This is a genomic window from Paraburkholderia sp. BR10872 (assembly GCF_040965835.1).
In the GTDB taxonomy this organism is placed as follows: Bacteria; Pseudomonadota; Gammaproteobacteria; order Burkholderiales; family Burkholderiaceae; genus Paraburkholderia; species Paraburkholderia nodosa_A.
This window is the reverse complement of sequence record NZ_JBFRCN010000004.1, coordinates 156,852-177,114: the sequence shown is the minus strand read 5'-3', so window position 1 is coordinate 177,114 and position 20,263 is coordinate 156,852. Positions and strand designations below refer to the sequence as shown.

The following is a 20,263-nucleotide window of genomic DNA, read 5'->3' as shown; positions in this document are numbered from 1 at the left end:
AGAGCGGCGGAGAAAACGGTGGGAAAACCAGTGAAAAAGGCGGCACGACGGCCGCCCATCAACTGGCGGCGCGTAGCAATAAAACGACGCGCCGCCGTCGCTTCAGGCCGGCATGGGCCGCCCATCCTCTTCCCCCACCTCCTCTGCACGATGGCAGGATACCTGACGGCCGTCCACTTCGCGAAGAACAGGCACTTCCTTACGACACCGCTCGACTGCGTATGGACAACGTTGATGGAACGTGCAACCAGACGGCGGGTTGAGCGGCGAAGGCAATTCGCCCTCGAGCTTGATCTTCACGCGGCGGTCCGCTTCGAAGATCGCGGGCGTGGCCGAAAGCAGCGAGCGCGTGTACGGATGGCGCGGCCGCGAGATCACCGTGTCCTTGTCGCCCAGTTCCGCCACGCCGCCCAGGTACATCACCATCACGTCGTCGGCGATGTGCTCGACCACGGCCAGGTTGTGCGAGATGAACACGTAGCTCGTGCGGAACTGCTCCTGCAAGTCCATGAACAGATTGAGAATCTGCGCCTGGATCGAGACGTCGAGCGCGGAAACCGGCTCGTCGGCCACGACGATCTGCGGGTCGAGAATCATGGCCCGCGCGATCGCCACGCGCTGGCGCTGGCCGCCCGAGAACATGTGCGGATAGCGCTTGGCGTGCTCGGGGCGCAGGCCGACGATGCGCATCATGTGCGCGATGCGGTCCGCGCGCTCGTTCGCCGTGAGGCGCGTGTTGATGGCGAGCGGCTCGCCTAGCGTCTGCTCCACGGTCTTGCGCGGATTGAGCGAGGCGAACGGATTCTGGAACACCATCTGCACGCGGCGGCGCAGCGCGGCGATCTTCGCGGCGTTTGCGTGCGCAACGTCCTCGCCGTCGATGGTCAGCTTGCCCGCGGTGGGCGGCTCGATCATCGTGAGCTGGCGCGCGAGCGTCGATTTGCCGCAGCCGGACTCGCCCACCACGGCGAGCGTGCGCCCGCGCGTGAGCGAGAACGACACGCCGTTGAGCGCCTTCACGGTGCCCGTGCCGAACATGCCGCGCTTGACGGTGTAATGCTTCTTGAGATCGTCGGCGACGAGAACCTTGTCGTCCTGATGGTCCTGACGAGCCGCGTGTTGCTGGACTGCGTTCATCGCGCGCCTCCACTGGATTGAGTCACCGCCGCGTTCAGCGGCTTGATGCAGCGCACTTGCGCGTAGCCGCTTTCATCGGTCACCGCGTCGAGCGCGGGCCGCGCCTTCATGCAGTCATCCACCACATACTTGCAGCGCGGCGCGAACAGACAGCCGCTCGGCCGGTCGTCGCGGCCGGGCACCATGCCGGGCAGCGCGGCAAGCCGCATCGCCCCCTTGTTGTGTTCGGGAATCGCGGCGAGCAGCGCTTCCGTGTACGGATGATGCGGACGCGAAAAGATGTCCGGCACGCGGTTCGTTTCGATGATCTCGCCCGCGTACATCACGGCCACGCGTTGCGCGACTTCCGAAACCACGGCCAGATCGTGCGAGATCAGCACGAGCGCCATGCCGCGCTCCTTCTGCAGACGCACGAGCAGTTCCATGATCTGCGCCTGGATCGTCACGTCGAGCGCCGTGGTGGGCTCGTCGGCGATCAGCAGCTTCGGGTTGCAGGCCACGGCCATCGCGATCATCACGCGCTGGTTCATGCCGCCCGACATCTGGTGCGGGAAGTTGTCGATGCGGTTCTTCGCGTCGGGAATGCCGACCTGGTCGAGCAGTTCCAGCGCGCGCGCGTTGAGCGCGGAGCCGCGCAGCCCTTCGTGCAGCTTGAGCACTTCCTTGATCTGATAGCCGACGGTGTAGCTCGGGTTCAGGCTCGTGAGCGCGTCCTGGAACACCATGGCGATGTCCTTGCCGACGATGCGGCGGCGCTCCTTGCCGGTGGCGTTTAGCAGATCGCGGCCGTCGAAGGTGATCGAATCCGCGCTCACCTTGCCGGGGGCGTCGATGAGGCCCATCAGCGCCATCATCGTCACGCTCTTGCCCGAGCCCGATTCGCCGACGATGCCGAGCACTTCGCCAGGCGCGACCGACAGATTGACGCGGTCGACGGCGGGCAGGCCGTTGAAGTTCACCGCCAGATTACGGATGGTCAAAAGTTCGTTGTTCATGTCAGTCCTCGCCGGGCCGCCCCAAGAGGACTGACGCCCCCTCGGGGGGCAACGACCGAAGGGAGTGTGGGGGTCGTTTTCATGTCAGGCCATCCGCTTGAGCTTGGGATCGAGCGCGTCGCGCAGCCCGTCGCCGAGCAGGTTGATCGCGAGGACCGAAATGAGGATGGACAGACCCGGCATCGTGACGATCCACCATGCGCTGTCGATGTAGTCGCGCGCCGAAGCGAGCATCGCGCCCCACTCCGCACGCGGCGGCTGCACGCCGAGGCCGAGGAAGCCGAGCGCGGCGGCGTCGAGAATCGCCGAGGAAAAGCCGAGTGTCGCCTGCACGATGAGCGGAGCCGTACAGTTGGGCAGCACCTGCGAGAACATCAGGCGCAGCGTGCCGGCACCGGCCACGCGCGAACTGGTCACGTACTCCTTGTGCAGTTCGCCGAGAGCCGAACCGCGCGTGAGACGCACGTAGCCGGGCAGCGCCACGATCGCGATCGCGAGCATGGTGTTCGTGAGACCCGGACCGATGATCGCGACCACGGCCACCGCGAGCAGCAGCGAAGGCAACGCGAGCAGCACGTCCATGAGACGCATGATCGGCGTATCGGCCCACTTCTCGAAGAACGCGGCGACGAGCCCGAGCACGATGCCCGGAATCAGCGCGAGCACGACCGAGACGCAGCCGATCCACAGCGAAAGCCGCGCGCCGTACATGAGACGCGAGAGGATGTCGCGGCCCGCTTCGTCGGTGCCGAGGATGAACTTCCAGTTGCCGCCGTCGAGCCAGGCGGGCGGAATCTTCACGTAGTCGCGGTATTGCTCGATAGGGCTGTGCGGCGCGATCAGCGGCGCGAAGATCGCGATGACGATCAGCGCGAGCACGATCACGCCCGCGCCCACGGCGCCCCTGTTGCGCGAGAAGTTCGCCCAGAATTCGCGCAGCACGAGCGCGCGGCCCGAAGGCGGCGTGACGGCGCGAGGCACGGTGTTCTGAATGTCAGCCATCATGCCTCCTGGTGTTGAATGGTGTGTTGTGGGGTTCGCATTTTCATGGCTCGCTTACCTCGTATGTCGAATGCGCGGGTTGAGCACGCCGTACAGCAGATCGACGAACAGGTTCACGACGATCACGAGTGTCGCGATCATGAGAATGCCGCCTTGCACCACCGGGTAGTCGCGCCGGCTGATCGCGTCGATCAGCCATTTGCCGATGCCGGGCCAGGAAAATAGCGTTTCGGTAAGCACCGCGCCCGCGAGCAGCGTGCCGACCTGCAGGCCGATCACGGTCACCACCGGAATGAGCGCGTTGCGCAGCGCATGCACGACGATCACGCGCACAGGCGAAAGACCTTTGGCGCGCGCGGTGCGGATGTAGTCCTCGCGCAGCACTTCGAGCATGGACGAGCGCGTCATGCGCGCGACCACGGCGAGCGGAATCGTGCCGAGCACGATGGCCGGCAGGATCAGGTGGCTCAGCACCGACCTGAACGCGCCTTCGTCGGTGCCGGGCAGCAGCGAATCGATCAGCATGAAGCCGGTCACGTGCGGAATGTCGAATTCCACCGCGATGCGACCGGACACCGGCGTCCAGCCGAGTTTCGACGAGAACACCATGATGAGGATGAGCCCCCACCAGAAGATCGGCATGGAGTAGCCGGTGAGCGCGGTGCCCATGACGCCGTGATCGACGGCAGTACCGCGCCGCAGCGCCGCGAACACGCCGGCGGGCAAACCGATCACGAGCGCGAAAACGAGCGCGCAGATCGACAGCTCGACGGTGGCGGGAAAGCGCGCGAGAAACTCGCCCATCACGCTCGTGTTGGTGATGATCGAGGTGCCGAGATTGCCGTGCACGGCGTGCCAGACGTAGTGCACATACTGCATCGGCAGAGGCTCGTCGAGCCCCAGGCGGTGCATCGCCTCGGCGTGCATTTGCGGATCGACGCCGCGCTCGCCCATCATCACTTCGATGGGGTCGCCCGGAATCAGGTGGATGAGTGCGAACGCAAGGATGGTGATCCCGATGAACGTGGGTATGACCATGCCGATGCGGCGCAATACGAAGCGGAACATGTGGTGTTCCCCCAAAAGCTTGAAATGAAACGCAACCGGCGACAGGGGCTCGTGACCCCGGTCGCCGGACCATTTTCCGCCGGTCCTGGCTGATATGCGGACCGAGCGGAAAGTCTTACCCGATTATCCTTACTGCATGCCCACGCCGTCGAAGCGCGCATAGCCAAGCGGCTCGATGCGCATGTCGGTCACCTTCTTGCTGACCGGCTGGTAGACGGTCGAGTGAGCGATCGGCGAGAACGGCAGTTGCTGCGCGAAAATCTGCTGCGCCTGCTGGTAGAACTTGGTGCGCTGCGCCACGTCCGAGGTCTGACGGCCCTTCTGGATCAGGTCGTCGAACGGCTTGTAGCACCACTTGCCGAAGTTGTTGCCGTTCACGGCTTCGCAGCCGAGCAGCGTGCCGAGCCAGTTGTCCGGGTCGCCGTTGTCGCCCGTCCAGCCGATCAGCATCGAATCGTCTTCGCCTGCGTGAGCGCGCTTGATGTACTCGCCCCACTCATACGTCACGATCTTCGCCTTCACGCCGATCTTCGCCCAGTCGGCCTGGATCATTTCGGCCATCAAGCGTGCGTTCGGGTTGTAGGCGCGCTGCACGGGCATAGCCCACAGCGTGATCTCGAAGCCGTTGCCCTGACCCGCCTTCGCGAGCAGCGCCTTGGCCTTTTCCGGATCGTACGAATTGGCCGGCAGGTTCTTGTAGTACGACCACTGCGTCGGCGGCATCGGGTTGGTTGCGAGCTGGCCCGCGCCCTGGTACACCGAGTCGATGATCGCCTTCTTGTTGATCGCCATGTCGAGCGCGTGGCGCACGTCCGCGTTATCGAGCGGCTTGTGCGTGACGTTGTACGACAGGTAGCCCAGGTTGAAACCCGGCTGCGACGGCATCGCGATGTTCGGCTCGGCCTTCAGCGGCGCGATGTCGGCGGGACGCGGATAGCTCATCACCTGGCATTCGTCGCGCTTGATCTTCTGCACGCGCACGCTGGCGTCCGGCGTGATCGAGAAGATCAGCTTCGAGAGCTTCACAGCGCCCGGCTTCCAGTAGTCGGGGTTGCCGTCGTAGCGGATCGTCGCGTCCTTCGTGTAGCTCTTGAAGATGAACGGACCCGTGCCGACCGGGAACTGGTTGATGTCGGCGGCCTTGCCGGCCTTCATCAGTTGATCCGCGTATTCAGCCGAGAGGATCGAGGCGAATTCCATCGCCATGTTCTGGATGAACGGCGCGTTCGGCTCGTTCAGCGTGAACTTGACCGTGTACGGGTCGACCTTTTCGACCTTGGCGATCAGCTTGTCGAGGCCCATGTCGGTGAAGTACGGGAACGACACCGGGTACGCCTTGCGGAACGCATTGTTCGCGTCGAGCATGCGGTCGAACGAGAACACGACGTCGTCCGCATTGAATTCGCGCGTGGGCTTGAAGAACGAGGTGGTCTGGAACTTCACGCCATGACGCAGATGGAACGTGTAGGTCTTGCCGTCCGGCGAAACGTCCCACGATTCTGCGAGACCCGGTTCGACCTTGGTGCCGCCGCGCTCGAACTCGACGAGGCGGTTGTAGACGGTGAACGTGTTCGCGGTGAAGTCGGTGCCGGTCGTGTATTGGGCCGGGTCGAAGCCAGCGGGGCTGCCTTCCGAGCAGTAGACGAGCGTCTTGTTCGGAATGCTTTGCGCGGCGTGCGCGAGCGGGGCTCCAGCAATCGATGCCGCTGCGAGCGCCACGAGAGACGTCATTCGTGCAGCACGCAACAGTTTGTTTTCTTTCATGTTTCCTCCAGTTCAGTGCCGGCTTGCGCCAGCGTAGCGCGATCTTACACAGCAGGTGCCGCAGTCACAAGCAAGCCAAAAGTCCCGTCGCTTGTGGAAAACGCCGGGTTGACAGGCGTTGCGGTTGCAGCATGCTGCGGTGCAACGTAGCTTCACCCCTCTTTTTCTCTTGCCGATCAGGAACATAGCGCGCCGAAATGACGCGCGCAGCCGGGGCGCGCAGCCTTGCTGATGCAAATCGCGCAATCGCATCTCAATAAAAAACCGCGCGGCCCGGGAGTCCGGGAACCGCGCGGTTTGTTGCCGTTTGGCGGGTCGAGCGTGCGGGCCCTAGAAGCGCAGCCGCTCGCAAATGGCCTTGGTGGCCGGCGCCGCGTTGAGCGTGTAGAAGTGGATGCCCGGCACGCCCGCCTCGACGAGACGGCGGCACAGCTCGGTCACCACGTCGAGCCCGAATGCGCGGATCGACTCGCGATCGTCGCCGAAGCTTTCCAGACGCTTGGCGACCCAGCGCGGCACTTCGGCGCCGCACATCTCCGAAAAGCGCATGAGCTGCGAGTAGTTCGTGATCGGCATGATGCCGGGCACGATGGGAATATCCACGCCCAGTTTCTTCGCGTCGTCGACGAAGCGGAAATACGCGTCTGCGTTGAAGAAGTACTGCGTGATCGCCGAATTGGCGCCCGCTTTTACCTTTTGCGCGAACGCTTCGAGGTCGTGACGCGGCGAACGCGCCTGCGGGTGGTACTCGGGATACGCGGCCACTTCGATGTGGAACGCGTCGCCGGTTTCCTCGCGGATGAAGGCGACGAGTTCCGACGCGTAGCGCAATTCGCCCACCGCGCCCATGCCCGAGGGCAAGTCGCCGCGCAGCGCCACGATGTGGCGGATGCCGTGCGAGCGGTACTCGCCGAGAATCGCGCGCAGGCTCTCTTTCGAGGAGCCGATGCACGAGAGATGCGGCGCCGCCTCGATGCCAGCCTTCGCGATGTCGACGACGGTGTCGAGCGTGCCCTGTTGCGTCGAGCCGCCCGCGCCGAACGTCACCGAGAAAAACTTCGGCTTGAGCGTGGCAAGTTCCGCCCGCGTAGCGCGCAGCTTTTCCAGGCCGTCCGGCGTCTTCGGCGGGAAGAATTCGAATGAGAGTTCGATCGGTTTCATGTTGATGAGGCCAGTGAGGCCGGGCCGCGAACGTGGGCGGCCCGGCCCGCGTCAGCCGAGGCTGCGGTTGCCGAAAATCAGCGCCGACAGCAGCCACGACACGATGCTGTACAGGATCGAGCCGAAAAATGCCGACCAGAAGCCCGACACCTCGAAGCCCTTGAGGAGCGACGCCGCCAGCCAGAAGCACAGCGCGTTCACCACGAGGATGAAGAGGCCGAGCGTGAGGATGGTCACGGGCAGCGTGAGCACGATCAGCAGCGGGCGCAGCACGGCGTTGATGAGTCCGAGCACGATCGCGACGATGAGCGCGGTGCCGAAACTGCGAATATGGATCGACGGAACGAGCCAGGTGATGATCAGGAGCGCGAGCGCGTTGATCAGCCAGGTCAGCAGCACGGTCATAAGGACTCCTTTTGCGTCGTTGCTTTTGTATCGCCAGGTGCCGGCGGCGGATGCCGCCCGCAGTCCCCACGCGTTGCGCGCGCAGGGATTGGGGTCAGCATCCGCCTGACCGCTTAAAGCGGGCTTAAAACAGCAGCCCGCTTTGTATCGCGTTGTATCGGCTTAATAGCGATAGTGGTTCGGCTTGAACGGACCGTTCTTGTCGACGCCGATGTACGAAGCCTGGTCATCCGACAGCACGGTCAGGTTCGCGCCGATGCGCGCGAGGTGCAGGCGTGCAACCTTTTCGTCGAGGTGCTTCGGCAGCACGTACACCTTGTTCTCGTACTTCTTGCCCTGCGTGAACAGTTCGATCTGCGCGAGCGTCTGGTTCGTGAACGAGTTCGACATCACGAACGACGGGTGGCCCGTGGCGCAACCGAGGTTCACGAGGCGGCCTTCGGCCAGCAGGATCACGCGCTTGCCGTCCGGGAAAATGATGTGGTCGACCTGCGGCTTGATGTTTTCCCACTGGTACTGGCGCGTCGACGCAACGTCGATTTCCGAGTCGAAGTGGCCGATGTTGCAGACGATGGCGTTGTGGCGCATCGCCTTCAGGTGATCGTGGTTCAGCACGTGGTAGTTGCCCGTGGCCGTCACGAAGATGTCGGCCTTGTCGGCGGCGTATTCCATCGTCACGACGCGGTAGCCTTCCATCGCCGCCTGCAGCGCGCAGATCGGATCGATTTCCGTGACCCACACCGTGGCGCCGAGACCGCGCAGCGACTGCGCGCAGCCCTTGCCCACGTCGCCGTAACCGGCCACGACCGCGATCTTGCCCGCGATCATCACGTCGGTCGCGCGCTTGATGCCGTCCACGAGCGACTCGCGGCAGCCGTACAGGTTGTCGAACTTCGACTTCGTGACCGAGTCGTTGACGTTGATGGCGGGGAACGGCAGACGGCCTTCCTTCTCCATCTGGTACAGGCGGTGCACGCCGGTCGTGGTTTCTTCGGTCACGCCCTGGATGTGCGAAAGGCGCTTCGAGTACCACTGCGGATCGACGTCGAGGTGCGCGGCGATCGACTTGTAGAGCGCGACTTCCTCTTCGTTCGTCGGCTTGGCGATGACCGAGCGGTCCTTTTCAGCCTTCGAGCCGAGGATCAGCAGCAGCGTGGCGTCGCCGCCGTCGTCGAGGATCATGTTGGCGAACTCGCCGTTCGGCCATTCGAAGATGCGGTGCGAGAACTCCCAGTACTCGTCGAGCGATTCGCCCTTGAACGCGAACACCGGCACGCCGCCCTGCGCGATTGCGGCGGCGGCGTGGTCCTGCGTCGAGAAGATGTTGCACGAGGCCCAGCGGACATCGGCGCCGAGCGCGGTGAGCGTCTCGATCAGCACGCCCGTCTGGATCGTCATGTGCAGCGAACCGGCGATGCGCGCGCCCTTGAGCGGCTGCTGCGCCTTGTACTCTTCGCGGGTTTGCACGAGGCCCGGCATTTCGGTCTCGGCGATATTGAGTTCCTTGCGGCCCCAAGCGGCAAGCGACATATCGGCGACGATGAAATCTTTGGCTTGATCTTGCGGAACTGCGGCGTTCATCACGCCCTCCTTTCTAAAAGTGACTAGAAATTAAAGACGTGAGCGCCGTTTCAGTGCGGTTGATTCAGTGGATTCAACCGGATTGAAGCACTTTCGAGCCTGGCGGGTTACAGAAAACCCGTCGCAACGCTCCTCGAAAGCGAGCCGAGATTGTAGCAAATCGGGATGGCGTCCGCGCGCGTGCGCATTGCCGATAAAAGCGGGCGCGAACGCGCCCGCAGGACTTTAAACCGGCAAGAAACTGAGCGCCGGCGCGAGCAGCACCATCACCACGCCCGCGATCATCATCGTGAGGCTCGCCACCACGCCTTCTTCGCTGCCCAGCTCGCGCGCCTTCGCCGTGCCCACGCCGTGCGCCGCCGCGCCGAAGAGCGCGCCGCGCGCGAGGCGCGTGCGCAGCGGCACGAGGCCCAGCACCAGTTCGCCGAACAGCATGCCGCACACGCCCGTGGCGATCACAAAGAGCGCGGTGAGGTCACGCGGCGCGTGGATCTTGTCCGACACCGCGAGCGCGAACGGCGTGGAGATCGAGCGCGTCATCAGGCTGCGCTGCAGATCGGGCGACAGGTGCAGGAGCTTGGCCAGCGCGAGCGAGCCGCCCACTGCCACGACGATGCCGACCGTCACGCCCACGGTGAGCGAGATCCAGTGGCGTTTGAGCAGGTCGCGGTACTCGTAGATCGGCACCGCGAAGGCCACGGTGGCCGGCCCGAGCAGCCACATGAGCCAGCGCGTGTCCTGGAAGTACACGGGGTACGGAATATGGAGCACGAGCACGAACACGCCGAGCACGGCGGGCACCGCAACGAGCGGCGTGAGCCAGGGCGAGCGAAAGCGCGCATAGAGCGCCTTCGAGGCGAAATAGAGCGCAACGGTGAGGATGAAGCAGCCGGCGGCGATGAGCCGCGCCGCGTCGTCGGCGAACAGGGACGAATAAAACGTGTTCATGACGGAATCATCCTCACTCTATTCAGGACGTTGCAGCCTCAAGCCCGCGCCAGATGGCGCGAGTGCCGCGAATCGCGCACGCGGCGCAGCGCGAGGCGCCGCTCGAGCTTCGCGGCCTGTTCGACCGCAAACGCCACGGCCACCATTACCATCAGCGTGCCGCCGACCACGACGAGCGCGAGTCGCCAGCCATCGGCGCGAAAGAGGCCGCCATACTTCACGGCTGCGACGGCAGCCGGAATGAAGAACAGCAGCATGTCGGAAAGCAGCCAGTCGGCGCCCGCCTTGACCCAGCGCGGCGTGACGCCGCCGCAAAAGAGCAGTGCGAGCAGCAGCACGAGGCCCACCACGCCACCCGGCACCGGCAGGTGCGTGAAGCGCGTGAGGGCGTCGGCGGCGTACCAGACGCCTGCGAGCAGCGCCGATTGCACGGTAATGCGGCCGATACGGCGCCCGAAGCTCGCCATGCCGCCCATGTTGCCGACGTTGCGTTCAGCGCTTTCTGAGACTTTCGCGGTCGCGTTGGAGGTAGTCATGGCAAACCCTAAGTGACACTGGAATGGAAGTCAGTATAGGGTGCAGCGCAGCATAAACATAATGACTTAAGATCATCTGCTACATTCCATATTGGAATGCACCAACTCAGCACCCGGCTGAGCGTGTTTTCTGCACATTTGTGGAGTCCCGATCGTGGAACTGCGCGCGCTTCGCTATTTCATCGAGGTGGTGCGGCAACAGAGCTTCACCGCCGCGGCCGAAAAACTGCATGTCACCCAGCCGACCATCAGCAAGATGGTGAAGGCGCTCGAAGACGAGACCGGCACCCAGCTCCTGCTGCGCGACGCGCGCCAGATGGTGCTCACCGACGCCGGGCGCATCGTCTACCAGCGCGGCCAGGACGTGCTCGCCGCGCAGGCGCAGCTCCAGGCCGAACTCGCCGATCTCGGCACCCTCGGGCGCGGCGAACTCACCATCGGTATCCCGCCGATGGGCGGCTCGCTCTTCACGCCCGCCATCGCCACGTTTCGCCAGCGCTATCCGAAGATCGAGCTGAAGCTTTTCGAGCAGGGGTCGCGTGCCATCGAAGCCGCGCTGATCTCAGGCGAGCTGGAACTGGGCGGCGTGCTGCTGCCCGTCGATCCCGCACTGATCGACGTCCTGCCGATTTCGCACGAGGTGCTGTGGCTCGTCGCGCGGCGCGGCTCGCGCTGGGACAACAAGCTCGCCGTGCCGCTCGCGGAGCTGGCCGGCGAGCCGTTCGTGTTCTACGGCGAAAGCCTCGCGCTCAACGACGTCGTGCTGAACGCGTGCCGCACGGCCGGCTTCGTGCCGCAGGTGGTGGGACGCAGCGGCCACTGGGACCTGATGGCCGCACTCGTGCTCGCGGGCGTGGGCATTGCGCTGCTGCCCGCGCCGTACGTGCGCCGGCTCGACGCCGAGCGCTTCACCTGCCTGCCCGTGAGCGAGCCGCAGATCACCTGGGACATGGCGATCGGCTGGAAACGCAGCGGCTATCTCTCGCACGCGGCGCGCGCGTGGCTCGACGTCGCGCGCTCGGAATACGGCAAGCCCTTCACGTTTCTCGACGACTTCGTGCACCCGCCGGGGATGGAAAAGCAGCCGGGCAAGCCTGGCTGAAACCTGCGACGAGCGAGGGCGAACCCTCAGGCGTCGACGTGCTGAAGCGCCGTATCGCGCTCGCATCTCGTTTGTGCGATGAAGTCGGCCGCCCGCTCGCCGATCATCACGCAAGGCGCATTCGTGTTGCCGCCGATGAGTGTCGGCATGACCGAGGCATCGGCGATGCGCAGCCCCGTCACGCCGCGCACGCGCAACTGCGGATCGACGACGGAACGCGCGTCGCCGCCCATGCGGCAGGTCGCGACGGGGTGATAGATCGTGTCGGCATGGCGGGCGATCGTCTCGCGCAAGTGCGCGTCGCTCTGCTCGCCATGCGTGTAGAGTTCGCGGCCGCCCAGCTGCGCGAGCGCGGGCGCGTCGAGTATGCGCCGCGCGAGCCGTGCGCCCTGCACGAGCGCGTCGAGGTCGCGCGGATCGCAGAGAAAGCGCGGGTCGATCGTGGGCGCCACGCGCGCGTCGGCGCTCGCGAGCGTGACCGTGCCGCGGCTCGCCGGGCGCAGCACGCACACGTGCAGCGAATAGCCGTGGCCCCAATGCAGGCGGCGGCTGTGATCGTCGACGAGTGCCGTGCAGAAGTGCAGCTGCAGGTCGGGCCGGTCGAGTTCCGGGCGGCTCTTCAGAAAGCCGCCCGCCTCCGCCACGTTGGTCGTGAGCATGCCGCGCCGGCCCTGCAGATAGCGCACGAAGCCCGCCGTCATGCGCGCCGCGCCGCGCAGCGAGTAGCCCACGGTGTCGCTCGAACGCACGCGCTTGTTGAAGGTGAAATCGATATGGTCGATCAGGTTGCGGCCGACCTCGGGCGCGTCGTGGCGCACCGCAATGCCGAGCGCGCGCAGTTCGTCGGCGGGGCCGATGCCCGAGCACATCAGCAACTGCGGCGAGTTGAACGCGCCCGCCGCGAGGATCACCTCGGCACGCGCCCGCAGGGTCTCGATCGCACCGCCGCGCGCAAGCTCCACGCCGCTCGCGCGCGCGCCGTCGAAGCGCACGCGCAGGACCGTCGCATCGGCGATCAGATGCAGGTTCGGCCGCTCGCGCCCATACAGATACGCGCGCGCCACCGTGCAGCGTTCGCCGCCGCGCTGCGTCACCTGATAGAAGCCGACGCCCTCCTGTTCCTCGCCGTTGAAGTCGTCGTTCATACGAAAGCCCGCCTCGCGCGCGGCCTCGACGAAGCGCGCGGCCACCGGATTGCGCTCGCGCAGGTCGGCCACGCACAGCGGGCCGCCCGCGCCGTGCCAGGCGCTCGCGCCGCGCTCGTTGTCCTCGGCGCGCAGAAAGTACGGCAGCACATCGCGCCACGCCCAGCCCGTGCAGCCGAGCTGCGCCCATTCGTCGTAATCGAGCGGATGGCCGCGCGTGTAGATCATCGCGTTGATGGTGCTCGACCCGCCGAAGCCGCGGCCGCGTGGCTGGTAACCGCGCCGTCCGGCGAGTCCCGGCTGCGGCACGGTTTCATAGGCGTAGTTGTTTTTCGTGCGAAACGGGACGAGCGCGGCGACGCCGAGCGGCATGTTGACGAACGGGTTGCGCGCCGTATGCGGCCCGGCTTCGACGAGCGCGATGCTCGCCTGCGGGCAACGGTCGGCCAGCCGGCCCGCCAGCGACGCGCCACCCGAGCCGCCGCCTACGATGATGTAGTCGTATTGCATCGTCTCCGTCTCCTGCGCCATGCCTGCCTCTTGCGAGGCCCCGGCGCGCTAATTGCACGCTCGTTCGTTTTCGGCTTCAATGGCGCATTGTAGGAAGCGTCTGATTCGGAGGTCAGCTTTTATGTCAGAGCATCTCCTCTAAACCTGACAGCGGATCGACGCCTATGATGGAAGGCGGTTCAGCCGCGAGAGCTGAAACCCGCGAGATTCCAGCAAGCGGCAAAGGGAGCGCTGGAGCGCACAAGAATCACTCACCTCACGGACGCTTCCCATGGAGCGGCCGCTGCGCACGCCTCCCCCGTCACGAGAGCGAATACAACACGAACGGCCGCGCGTGAAGCACGCCGCACGCAGCAGCCTTGCATCGGAGACAGGCAGATGAACCCGACGGAAGTCACGCATCGCCCCGGCACGACCCACGAAGTGACGAACCAGGCGCCGCCGCTCGTCGACTACAACCTCTTCACCACCGACGCGGCGCTCGGCGAGGCCCTCGCGCGCGCTGGCGCGAACTGGCACCGCGAAACGCTAGCGCGCCATGGCGAGACGCTCGGCAAGGCGCAAACGCTCGCGCTCGCGGATCTCGCCAATCGCCATGAGCCCGAACTGCACACGCATAGCCCGCGCGGCGAGCGTATCGACGCGATCGAATTCCACCCCGCCTGGCACGAGCTGCTCACGCTGCTGCGCGAGCAGGGCTTGCACGCGCTGCCCTATTCGGACCCGCAGCCTGGCGCGATGGCCGCGCGCTGCGCAGGCTACTTCCTGCACGCGCAGCTCGAATCGGGGTCGTTGTGCCCGCTGACCATGACGTTCGCGAGCATCGCCGTGCTGCAGCGCGAACCGGCGCTGTTCGAAACGCTGCGCGCGCCGCTCTACACGCGCGAGCACGACGCGCGCGACCTGCCGCTCGCGCAGAAGCGTTCGATGATGATCGGCATGGGCATGACGGAGAAGCAAGGCGGCTCGGACGTGCGCAGCAACCGCACCGAGGCGCGCCCCGCGGGCATCGAAGCCGGCCGCGGCGCGGCGTATCTGCTCACCGGCCACAAGTGGTTTTTCTCGGCGCCGCAGTGCGACGCGCATCTCGTGCTCGCGCGCACCACGGAGCACGACGGACTTTCCTGCTTCTTCGTGCCGCGCTACCGGCCGGACGGCACGAAAAACGCGGTCAATGTGCAGCGCCTGAAGAACAAGCTCGGCAACCGCTCGAACGCGAGCAGCGAAGTGGAGTTCTTCGATGCGTACGGCGTGATGATCGGCGACGAAGGCCGCGGCGTGCCGACCATCATCGAGATGGCGAACTACACGCGGCTCGACTGCGTGATCGGCAGCGCGGCGCTCATGCGCGCGGCGCTCGTGCAGGCGATCCACCACGCGCGCCACCGCAGCGCGTTCGGCCGCGTGCTCGCCGAGCAGCCGCTCATGCAAAACGTGCTCGCCGATCTCGCGCTCGAATCGGAAGCGGCGACGGCGCTCTTCATGCGGCTTGCGCGCGCCTTCGAAGACAGCGCCGAAGCGAAACCCGGCGATACCGACGACACGTTGCTCGAAGCACGCGCCTGGCGGCGCATCGTCACGCCGGGGGCGAAGTTCTGGGTCTGCAAGCGCGCGCTCGCGTTCACGGGCGAGGCCATGGAAGTCTGGGGCGGCAACGGTTACGTCGAGGAAGGGCCGATGGCGCGCTTCTATCGCGAAGCGCCCGTCAACTCGATCTGGGAAGGCTCGGGCAACGTGATGTGCCTCGACGTGCTGCGCGCGCTGGAGCGCGAGGCCGACGCCGCCCAGGCGCTCTTTCTCGCGTGGCGGCGCGACGCGCAGACTCACCCTGTTCTGAACGCCGCGCTCGACCGCCTCTCGGTGCTGCTCAATGGCGCGCCGGGCACGCGCGAGACGAGCGCGCGGCGCATCGCGCAGCAGATCGTGCTGATCGCGCAGGCCATGCTGCTGCGCGACGGTCCGCCGGAGATCGCCGAAGCGTTCATCGCCACGCGCCTCGACGAGCACGACGCCGACTGCGACCGCGTATTCGGCACGCTGCCCGCGCGCTTCGATCACGCCGCGATCATCGAACGGGCGTTTCCGTTGCGCCCGGTGTGACCTCCTCAGCACGAACCGATAGCACGAACCGATTTTTCCGTTCGTCCGCGCCAAAGCGTGGGCGAACGCGAGAGGACCGACCATGAAGCAGGACCTGCCCGAAGACTTCGCGATCAACGCACACGACGCCCCCGACGACCCGCGCGCCGCGCTCGACACGCTACTCGCCGCGCAGCGCGACGCCTTCCTGCGCGACCCGTTCCCGTCGTGGGACGCACGCGCGCGCCATCTCAGGGCGCTGCGCGACGTGCTGTTCTCGAACCGCGACGCGCTCGCCGAGGCGATGAACGCCGACTTCGGCCAGCGTTCGAAGGCGGAGGTCGCGCTCGCGGAATTCGTCGTCCTCAAGCAGGAGATCGACGCGGCGCTCAGGCACGGCGCGCGCTGGATGAAGCCGCGCCGCAGACCGGTCGGTAAATGGCTGCTGCCCGGACGTGCGAAGCTGGTGCCGCAGCCGCTTGGCGTGGCGGGGATCGTGGTGCCGTGGAACTATCCGCTGCAGCTGGCCGCGAGCCCGCTCGTGTGCACGCTCGCGGCGGGCAACCGCGCCATGATCAAGATGTCGGAGCTGACGCCGCGCACGTCCGCGCTGTTCGCGGAGCTGATCGGCAAGACCTTCGCGCGCGACCACGTGGCGGTCGTAAACGGCGACGCGTCGGTCGGCGCCGCCTTCAGCGCGCTGCCGTTCGACCATTTGCTATTCACCGGCTCGACGCGCGTGGGGCACGAGGTCATGCGCGCAGCTGCCGCAAACCTCACGCCGGTCACGCTCGAACTGGGCGGCAAGTCGCCAGTGATCATCGGTGAAGACGCGCGCCTGAACTACGCCGTGGACAGCCTGCTGCTCGGCAAGACGCTGAACGCGGGGCAAACCTGCATCGCGCCCGACTACGTGCTGCTGCCGCGCGGCCAGGAGGCGGCGTTCATCGCTCGCGCGCGCACGCGCTTCGCGCAGCTCTATCCGGACTTCGCGAACAACCGCGACTACACGTCGATCATCTCGGCGCGCCACTTCGAGCGCCTGCAACGCCTCGCCGACGAAGCTCAGGCGTGCGGCGCGCAACTGCACGCGCTGGGCACGCACGACGCGGCCACGCGGCGCTTCGCGCCCGTCATCGTGACGAACGCCGGCGCGCAGACGGCGCTCATGCAGGAGGAAATCTTCGGGCCGCTCTTGCCGCTCGTGCCCTACGACACGCTCGACGAAGCGTTGCGCTACGTGAATGCGCGCCCTCGCCCGCTCTCGCTCTATCTCTATGCCGACGACCCGCGCACGGTCGAGCGCGTGACGCACGAAACGGTGGCGGGCGGGATGTCGGTGAACGAGACGCTCATGCATATCGCCGCCGAGGGGCTGCCGTTCGGCGGCGTCGGCCCGAGCGGCATGGGCGCGTATCACGGCTACGAGGGCTTCGTCACGTTCTCGAAGATGAAGCCGGTCTTCACCCAGGTGCGGCTGAATGCGCGCGGGCTCATCGCGCCGCCCTACGGCAAGCGCGTCGGCTGGCTGATCAAGTTGATGTTGAGGGATTGAAGGGCAGCGCGGGGCGGGTGCCGGCGATCCTGCGGATGTCGCTGATATCGCGTGGGGCGCCGCCGGCTGTCGCTCCGGCGGCTTGCGTTTGCGCGGCGGCTTTGACCTTCGCGTCGTTATCCGCTTCGAGGCGGTGCAGCCACGCCAGCAGTTCGGCCACCGCCTGATAGAGCTGCGGCGGGATCTTGGCGTCGAGGTCCACGCGCATGAGCAGCGAGACCATCTCCGGCGCTTCGTGCACGTAGAGGCCCGCTTCCTTCGCGCGTTGCACGATCATCTCCGCGACGAGGCCGTAGCCCTTCGCGACCACGCGGGGCGCGCCGTCGCCGTCGGGGGCGTCGTAGGCGAGCGCGGCGGCGCTCTTGCGGTGCGTGCGGCTCATCACAACTCCCAGTCGTGGTCGAGGCGGTGGCTCCGCTGATCGGTCGCGTCGGCGCCCGGTCGCGCGGCGGACGCCTCCGCCGCGGCGCCAGCCTGCGCGGTCTGCGTGGTGGATGCGGCGGAAGTGGTTTGTGCGGCGTAGGCGCTCGCAGCGCTCGCTGCCCTGGCCGCCTCGGCGGGACTTGCCGCGGGGCCGCTGCCGATCTCGCGGATCGAGAGCCCCGCGAGCGTGAGCCCGAGCGCTTCGAGCCGACCGCGCAGCGATTCGCTTTCTGCGGTCAGGCGCGCGGCGCCGCCCGCATTCGCCTGCACGCGCACGGCGAGCGTCGAGCCTGTGAGCGTCAGTTCCGCGTCGACGGTGCCGAGCTTCGGCAGCGCAAGCGTGAGCCGCGTGCGCCATGGGATGTCGTCGGCATCCACACCGCCTGCGCCCGAGTGCGGGTCGCGGGCATCGTAGTCGTCCTGCTGGATGCTCCAGTCCACCCGCACGCCCGGCCAGGCCTCGCCGTTCCAGCGAAACTCACCGGTGGCAAGCAGATCGAGTTGCTGGCGCACGAGCGGAATCACAGCCGGATGGACCGTCGGCCCGGCGCCCTGCGCGGCGGCCTCATGCATCGCGGGCAACAGGGTGTCGGCGAGCGTCGCGCGCGCCTGGGCCTGGTTCGCGGCCGCGTCGCCGTGCAGATCGGCCAGCCCGGGAAAGGCCCGCGCCAGTGCGGCATCGAGCGCGTTTGCCGCGTTCTGGGCATTGCCCGTTTCGCCGCGCGCGGCGCCCGGCGCGTCGGCGAACGTCTCGGTCCATTGCACGTCGTCGATCTCGTCGTCGGCCGGGCTCCAGTCGAGCGGCAGTTGCGAGTGCGCGCCGAGCAGACGATTTTGCGGCTCGTCGGCAAGGTCGGCGGGCGAGAGCTGGCCGCGCAACCATTGCGCGAGGTGGGCTTCGTAGAAGAGTCCGCTCGAGCTGACCGTCTGCGCGAGCGACGCCGCGAGCGCGGCGACCGGGCCGGCCTGTGCGGCGGCGGTTTGCGCGGTTTGAGCGGTTTGGGTGGTTTGTCCGGCCTGCGGGTTTTGCGAGGACGCCGTCTGCGCGGAAGCATCGGACCCGGCGTCGGCCGCCGCGGCCAGCGCCTCGCCGGCCAGACCCTGGGCCGCGAGCGCCACGTCCGCGAGCAGCGCGGCTTGCGCCGCCTGCGCCTGCTCGCCGCCAAGACCCGGCAGCGGCAACGTGGCCGCGCCGCCGGGCGCCGCGTCGGCAGCGGGGCTGGCCCAGAGCGGCGCGCGGCCCACTACGGCGGGCGTCGCTTCGCCGCCCGAGCGGATGATGGCGTCGAGCGCCAGCGCAACCGCCGAAAGGACGGTCTCGGTCGAGTCCTGCGTACTGCTGGTGTTGGTCGCGGTGTCGGCGAGTGCGGCAGTGCCCGTTGCGAGCGCGGAGACGCCCGTCTGCGCCGCGCCGGAGGCGCTCTGCGGCCCGACCGGCGTGAGCGCCGCAATGCGGCTCGCGAGGAGCGCGGCGGCTCCGGTGTCGATTCCGTTCATGGTGTTCCGGATCTGCGCACGGCGCTGACCTGCCGGTTCATGGGGCGTTGCGCGCCGTTGCCTCGCGAGGCGCCACGCGCCGCGCTAGCGGGCGCCGTAGATTTCCTGCAAGACCCGCGCGGGCTGCACGGTGCCGTAAAAGAGCGCCGAAAGCCGTGCCATGCAAGGGCTTGCGAGATCGCGAATGGCGGCGTCGTCGGCGAGGATCTGGCGGATCAGCTCGTACTTGCGAGCCCGTTCGGTAACCGTGAGCCGCACCGCGGCTTCGGCGTCCTTCAAGGCATCGACGAGGATCCGGTACTCCTCCTGCAAGCCGATCAGATCGTTCCAGTGCGCATCGCGCGCCGCATGGAGCATCTGCTCCGACACGGCCGCTATCGCTTCGTAGCGGGCGAAGTAGTCTGCTTTTGAACTCATCTCATCAATGAGCCGGACGCTGACGCGGATGCCTGTTCGGCCATCCTCGCCACTTCCGGCGCTATCCCCAACCAGGCTTCTTCGAGCGTAGCCAGCAGTCGATCGACCTCGACCAGCATGGTCTCGCTCTGTTTAATATTGGCTTCCAGCAGGCGCTTCGTCATATAGCTGTACAGCGCATTCAGGCGTTGAGCGATCTCGCCGCCCGCCTCGACGTTCAACGCGAGCTGAAGTCCGCTCTCGATAATCCGGATCGCCTTGGCGATCGCCTCGCAACGCGGCCCGACGTTGCCGGCCTGCAAATGCATACGTGCCTGCGCAATGGCCTGGCGCGCTCCCTGGTACAGGAGAACGATCAGCTTGTGCGGGCTCGCACCCATGACCCCCGTTTCGACGCCCACGCGTGCATAGGCGTTAGCTCCAGATTGGGCAGGGGAAAACATCGGCGCTTCTCCTTGATACGTTTGGCTTGAATGCGGTCGTCCGACGCGCTGTGCAAGCACGAGCGACGGACTCTTCTAGCCGGGTTATCGGAACGTAGGGGGAGAAGCTTTAGCGCGTTGCGCGGGCAAAGGCTTCGGGCACCGTCACACCTGAATCTGCATGATGTCGGTGTAGGCGGCCACGAGCTTGTTGCGCACCTGCAAGCCGAACTGGAAGCCGATGTTGGCTTTCTGCATGTCGACCATCACGTCGTTGAGCGACACGTTGTTCGCGCCCAGTTCGAACGCCTGCGACTCGCCAACGGCCTTCTGCTGGGCGTCGCTGATCTGGTCGAGCGACGACTTGAGCGCCGCCGCGAACCCGCCGGCCGTGGCCGCGCCCGATTTTTCGTCGGCTGCGGTGGGGCCGCCGGCCGCCTGGGTCGCCATCGACTGCATTTGGGCCAAGGCGGACGTGAGCGGGGATACTGGCACGGTCATGTTTGCTCCACGAAA

The 20,263-nt window shown here is 66.5% G+C and carries 19 protein-coding genes and 1 riboswitch; of the genes, 3 read left to right on the top strand and 16 right to left on the bottom strand.

Annotated elements, in window-relative coordinates; all coding sequences use genetic code 11:
* Positions 1-102 precede the first annotated feature (102 nt).
* From AB4Y43_RS05470 to AB4Y43_RS05425, 10 genes are all read right to left on the bottom strand, one after another.
* Positions 103-1,137 carry a peptide ABC transporter ATP-binding protein gene (locus tag AB4Y43_RS05470; RefSeq protein WP_069264281.1) on the bottom strand — a complete coding sequence of 345 codons (1,035 nt, stop codon included), beginning with the start codon at positions 1,135-1,137 and terminating at the stop codon, positions 103-105.
* Positions 1,134-2,132 (bottom strand): ABC transporter ATP-binding protein, encoded by a 999-nt coding sequence (locus tag AB4Y43_RS05465; RefSeq protein ID WP_069264283.1) that lies wholly within the window; start codon positions 2,130-2,132, stop codon positions 1,134-1,136. Before AB4Y43_RS05465 ends, AB4Y43_RS05470 begins: the two co-directional genes overlap by 4 nt.
* Before the next feature lie 84 nt (positions 2,133-2,216).
* Positions 2,217-3,134, bottom strand: coding sequence for an ABC transporter permease subunit (locus tag AB4Y43_RS05460; protein WP_368727179.1), 918 nt, complete (start codon positions 3,132-3,134; stop codon positions 2,217-2,219).
* Positions 3,135-3,188: 54 nt separating this feature from the next.
* A complete protein-coding gene (locus tag AB4Y43_RS05455) occupies positions 3,189-4,202 on the bottom strand; it encodes an ABC transporter permease subunit (RefSeq protein ID WP_069264287.1) in 1,014 nt (337 codons plus the stop codon).
* 129 nt (positions 4,203-4,331) lie between these two features.
* On the bottom strand, positions 4,332-5,966 hold the full coding sequence (locus AB4Y43_RS05450; RefSeq protein WP_368727178.1) for an ABC transporter substrate-binding protein: 1,635 nt from the start codon (positions 5,964-5,966) through the stop codon (positions 4,332-4,334).
* Positions 5,967-6,296: 330 nt separating this feature from the next.
* On the bottom strand, positions 6,297-7,127 hold the full coding sequence (gene metF, locus AB4Y43_RS05445) for a methylenetetrahydrofolate reductase [NAD(P)H] (RefSeq protein ID WP_368727177.1): 831 nt from the start codon (positions 7,125-7,127) through the stop codon (positions 6,297-6,299).
* Between the two features lie 51 nt (positions 7,128-7,178).
* Positions 7,179-7,532 (bottom strand): phage holin family protein, encoded by a 354-nt coding sequence (locus AB4Y43_RS05440; protein ID WP_028203399.1) that lies wholly within the window; start codon positions 7,530-7,532, stop codon positions 7,179-7,181.
* Between the two features lie 162 nt (positions 7,533-7,694).
* The gene (gene ahcY / locus AB4Y43_RS05435; protein ID WP_069264292.1) at positions 7,695-9,113 is read right to left on the bottom strand and encodes an adenosylhomocysteinase; all 1,419 of its coding nucleotides are present in this window, start codon (positions 9,111-9,113) and stop codon (positions 7,695-7,697) included.
* A gap of 33 nt (positions 9,114-9,146) precedes the next feature.
* Positions 9,147-9,254: riboswitch (S-adenosyl-L-homocysteine riboswitch) on the bottom strand.
* Between the two features lie 84 nt (positions 9,255-9,338).
* Positions 9,339-10,061 carry an LrgB family protein gene (locus AB4Y43_RS05430; protein WP_368606135.1) on the bottom strand — a complete coding sequence of 241 codons (723 nt, stop codon included), beginning with the start codon at positions 10,059-10,061 and terminating at the stop codon, positions 9,339-9,341.
* A 38-nt stretch (positions 10,062-10,099) separates the two neighbouring features.
* Positions 10,100-10,528, bottom strand: coding sequence for a CidA/LrgA family protein (locus AB4Y43_RS05425; protein ID WP_035512721.1), 429 nt, complete (start codon positions 10,526-10,528; stop codon positions 10,100-10,102).
* 223 nt (positions 10,529-10,751) lie between these two features.
* Here AB4Y43_RS05425 and AB4Y43_RS05420 point away from each other — a divergent pair, with 223 nt between their 5' ends.
* Complete coding sequence (locus AB4Y43_RS05420) at positions 10,752-11,699, top strand: LysR family transcriptional regulator (protein WP_069264295.1); 948 nt, start codon at positions 10,752-10,754, stop codon at positions 11,697-11,699.
* Between the two features lie 26 nt (positions 11,700-11,725).
* On the opposite strand, the gene AB4Y43_RS05415 is transcribed toward AB4Y43_RS05420, so the two are convergent.
* On the bottom strand, positions 11,726-13,354 hold the full coding sequence (locus AB4Y43_RS05415; RefSeq protein WP_368606137.1) for a GMC family oxidoreductase: 1,629 nt from the start codon (positions 13,352-13,354) through the stop codon (positions 11,726-11,728).
* A gap of 378 nt (positions 13,355-13,732) precedes the next feature.
* Between AB4Y43_RS05415 and AB4Y43_RS05410 the strand changes: the two genes are divergently transcribed.
* Positions 13,733-15,454: an isovaleryl-CoA dehydrogenase gene (locus AB4Y43_RS05410; RefSeq protein ID WP_368727176.1), complete on the top strand. Its 1,722-nt coding sequence runs from the start codon at positions 13,733-13,735 to the stop codon at positions 15,452-15,454.
* A gap of 82 nt (positions 15,455-15,536) precedes the next feature.
* Positions 15,537-16,988: a coniferyl aldehyde dehydrogenase gene (locus AB4Y43_RS05405; protein WP_368727175.1), complete on the top strand. Its 1,452-nt coding sequence runs from the start codon at positions 15,537-15,539 to the stop codon at positions 16,986-16,988.
* On the opposite strand, the gene AB4Y43_RS05400 is transcribed toward AB4Y43_RS05405, so the two are convergent.
* The 5 genes from AB4Y43_RS05400 to fliE form a co-directional block, all read right to left on the bottom strand.
* Positions 16,966-17,370: an EscU/YscU/HrcU family type III secretion system export apparatus switch protein gene (locus tag AB4Y43_RS05400; RefSeq protein WP_368606140.1), complete on the bottom strand. Its 405-nt coding sequence runs from the start codon at positions 17,368-17,370 to the stop codon at positions 16,966-16,968. The genes AB4Y43_RS05405 and AB4Y43_RS05400 overlap by 23 nt on opposite strands.
* Positions 17,370-18,908, bottom strand: a complete 1,539-nt coding sequence (locus AB4Y43_RS05395; protein WP_368727174.1) for a flagellar hook-length control protein FliK — start codon at positions 18,906-18,908, stop codon at positions 17,370-17,372. Before AB4Y43_RS05395 ends, AB4Y43_RS05400 begins: the two co-directional genes overlap by 1 nt.
* Positions 18,909-18,992: 84 nt before the next feature.
* Entirely contained in the window at positions 18,993-19,325 is a 333-nt protein-coding gene (locus tag AB4Y43_RS05390) for a flagellar protein FliT (protein WP_069264304.1), read from the bottom strand.
* Entirely contained in the window at positions 19,322-19,768 is a 447-nt protein-coding gene (gene fliS, locus AB4Y43_RS05385) for a flagellar export chaperone FliS (RefSeq protein WP_069264306.1), read from the bottom strand. The genes AB4Y43_RS05390 and fliS overlap by 4 nt, the downstream gene beginning before the upstream one ends.
* A gap of 144 nt (positions 19,769-19,912) precedes the next feature.
* Entirely contained in the window at positions 19,913-20,248 is a 336-nt protein-coding gene (gene fliE, locus AB4Y43_RS05380; RefSeq protein ID WP_069264308.1) for a flagellar hook-basal body complex protein FliE, read from the bottom strand.
* Positions 20,249-20,263: the final 15 nt, after the last annotated feature.

Excerpts from the sequence above, each read along its gene's own strand:
- AB4Y43_RS05470 (WP_069264281.1), bottom strand. The coding sequence starts at position 1,137 with ATGAACGCAGTCCAGCAACACGCGGCTCGTCAGGACCATCAGGACGAC.
- AB4Y43_RS05465 (WP_069264283.1), bottom strand. The coding sequence starts at position 2,132 with ATGAACAACGAACTTTTGACCATCCGTAATCTGGCGGTGAACTTCAAC.
- AB4Y43_RS05460 (WP_368727179.1), bottom strand. The coding sequence starts at position 3,134 with ATGGCTGACATTCAGAACACCGTGCCTCGCGCCGTCACGCCGCCTTCG.
- AB4Y43_RS05455 (WP_069264287.1), bottom strand. The coding sequence starts at position 4,202 with ATGTTCCGCTTCGTATTGCGCCGCATCGGCATGGTCATACCCACGTTC.
- AB4Y43_RS05450 (WP_368727178.1), bottom strand. The coding sequence starts at position 5,966 with ATGAAAGAAAACAAACTGTTGCGTGCTGCACGAATGACGTCTCTCGTG.
- metF (WP_368727177.1), bottom strand. The coding sequence starts at position 7,127 with ATGAAACCGATCGAACTCTCATTCGAATTCTTCCCGCCGAAGACGCCG.
- AB4Y43_RS05440 (WP_028203399.1), bottom strand. The coding sequence starts at position 7,532 with ATGACCGTGCTGCTGACCTGGCTGATCAACGCGCTCGCGCTCCTGATC.
- ahcY (WP_069264292.1), bottom strand. The coding sequence starts at position 9,113 with ATGAACGCCGCAGTTCCGCAAGATCAAGCCAAAGATTTCATCGTCGCC.
- AB4Y43_RS05430 (WP_368606135.1), bottom strand. The coding sequence starts at position 10,061 with ATGAACACGTTTTATTCGTCCCTGTTCGCCGACGACGCGGCGCGGCTC.
- AB4Y43_RS05425 (WP_035512721.1), bottom strand. The coding sequence starts at position 10,528 with ATGGCGAGCTTCGGGCGCCGTATCGGCCGCATTACCGTGCAATCGGCG.
- AB4Y43_RS05415 (WP_368606137.1), bottom strand. The coding sequence starts at position 13,354 with ATGCAATACGACTACATCATCGTAGGCGGCGGCTCGGGTGGCGCGTCG.
- AB4Y43_RS05410 (WP_368727176.1), top strand. The coding sequence starts at position 13,733 with ATGAACCCGACGGAAGTCACGCATCGCCCCGGCACGACCCACGAAGTG.
- AB4Y43_RS05405 (WP_368727175.1), top strand. The coding sequence starts at position 15,537 with ATGAAGCAGGACCTGCCCGAAGACTTCGCGATCAACGCACACGACGCC.
- AB4Y43_RS05400 (WP_368606140.1), bottom strand. The coding sequence starts at position 17,370 with ATGAGCCGCACGCACCGCAAGAGCGCCGCCGCGCTCGCCTACGACGCC.
- AB4Y43_RS05395 (WP_368727174.1), bottom strand. The coding sequence starts at position 18,908 with ATGAACGGAATCGACACCGGAGCCGCCGCGCTCCTCGCGAGCCGCATT.
- AB4Y43_RS05390 (WP_069264304.1), bottom strand. The coding sequence starts at position 19,325 with ATGAGTTCAAAAGCAGACTACTTCGCCCGCTACGAAGCGATAGCGGCC.
- fliS (WP_069264306.1), bottom strand. The coding sequence starts at position 19,768 with ATGTTTTCCCCTGCCCAATCTGGAGCTAACGCCTATGCACGCGTGGGC.
- fliE (WP_069264308.1), bottom strand. The coding sequence starts at position 20,248 with ATGACCGTGCCAGTATCCCCGCTCACGTCCGCCTTGGCCCAAATGCAG.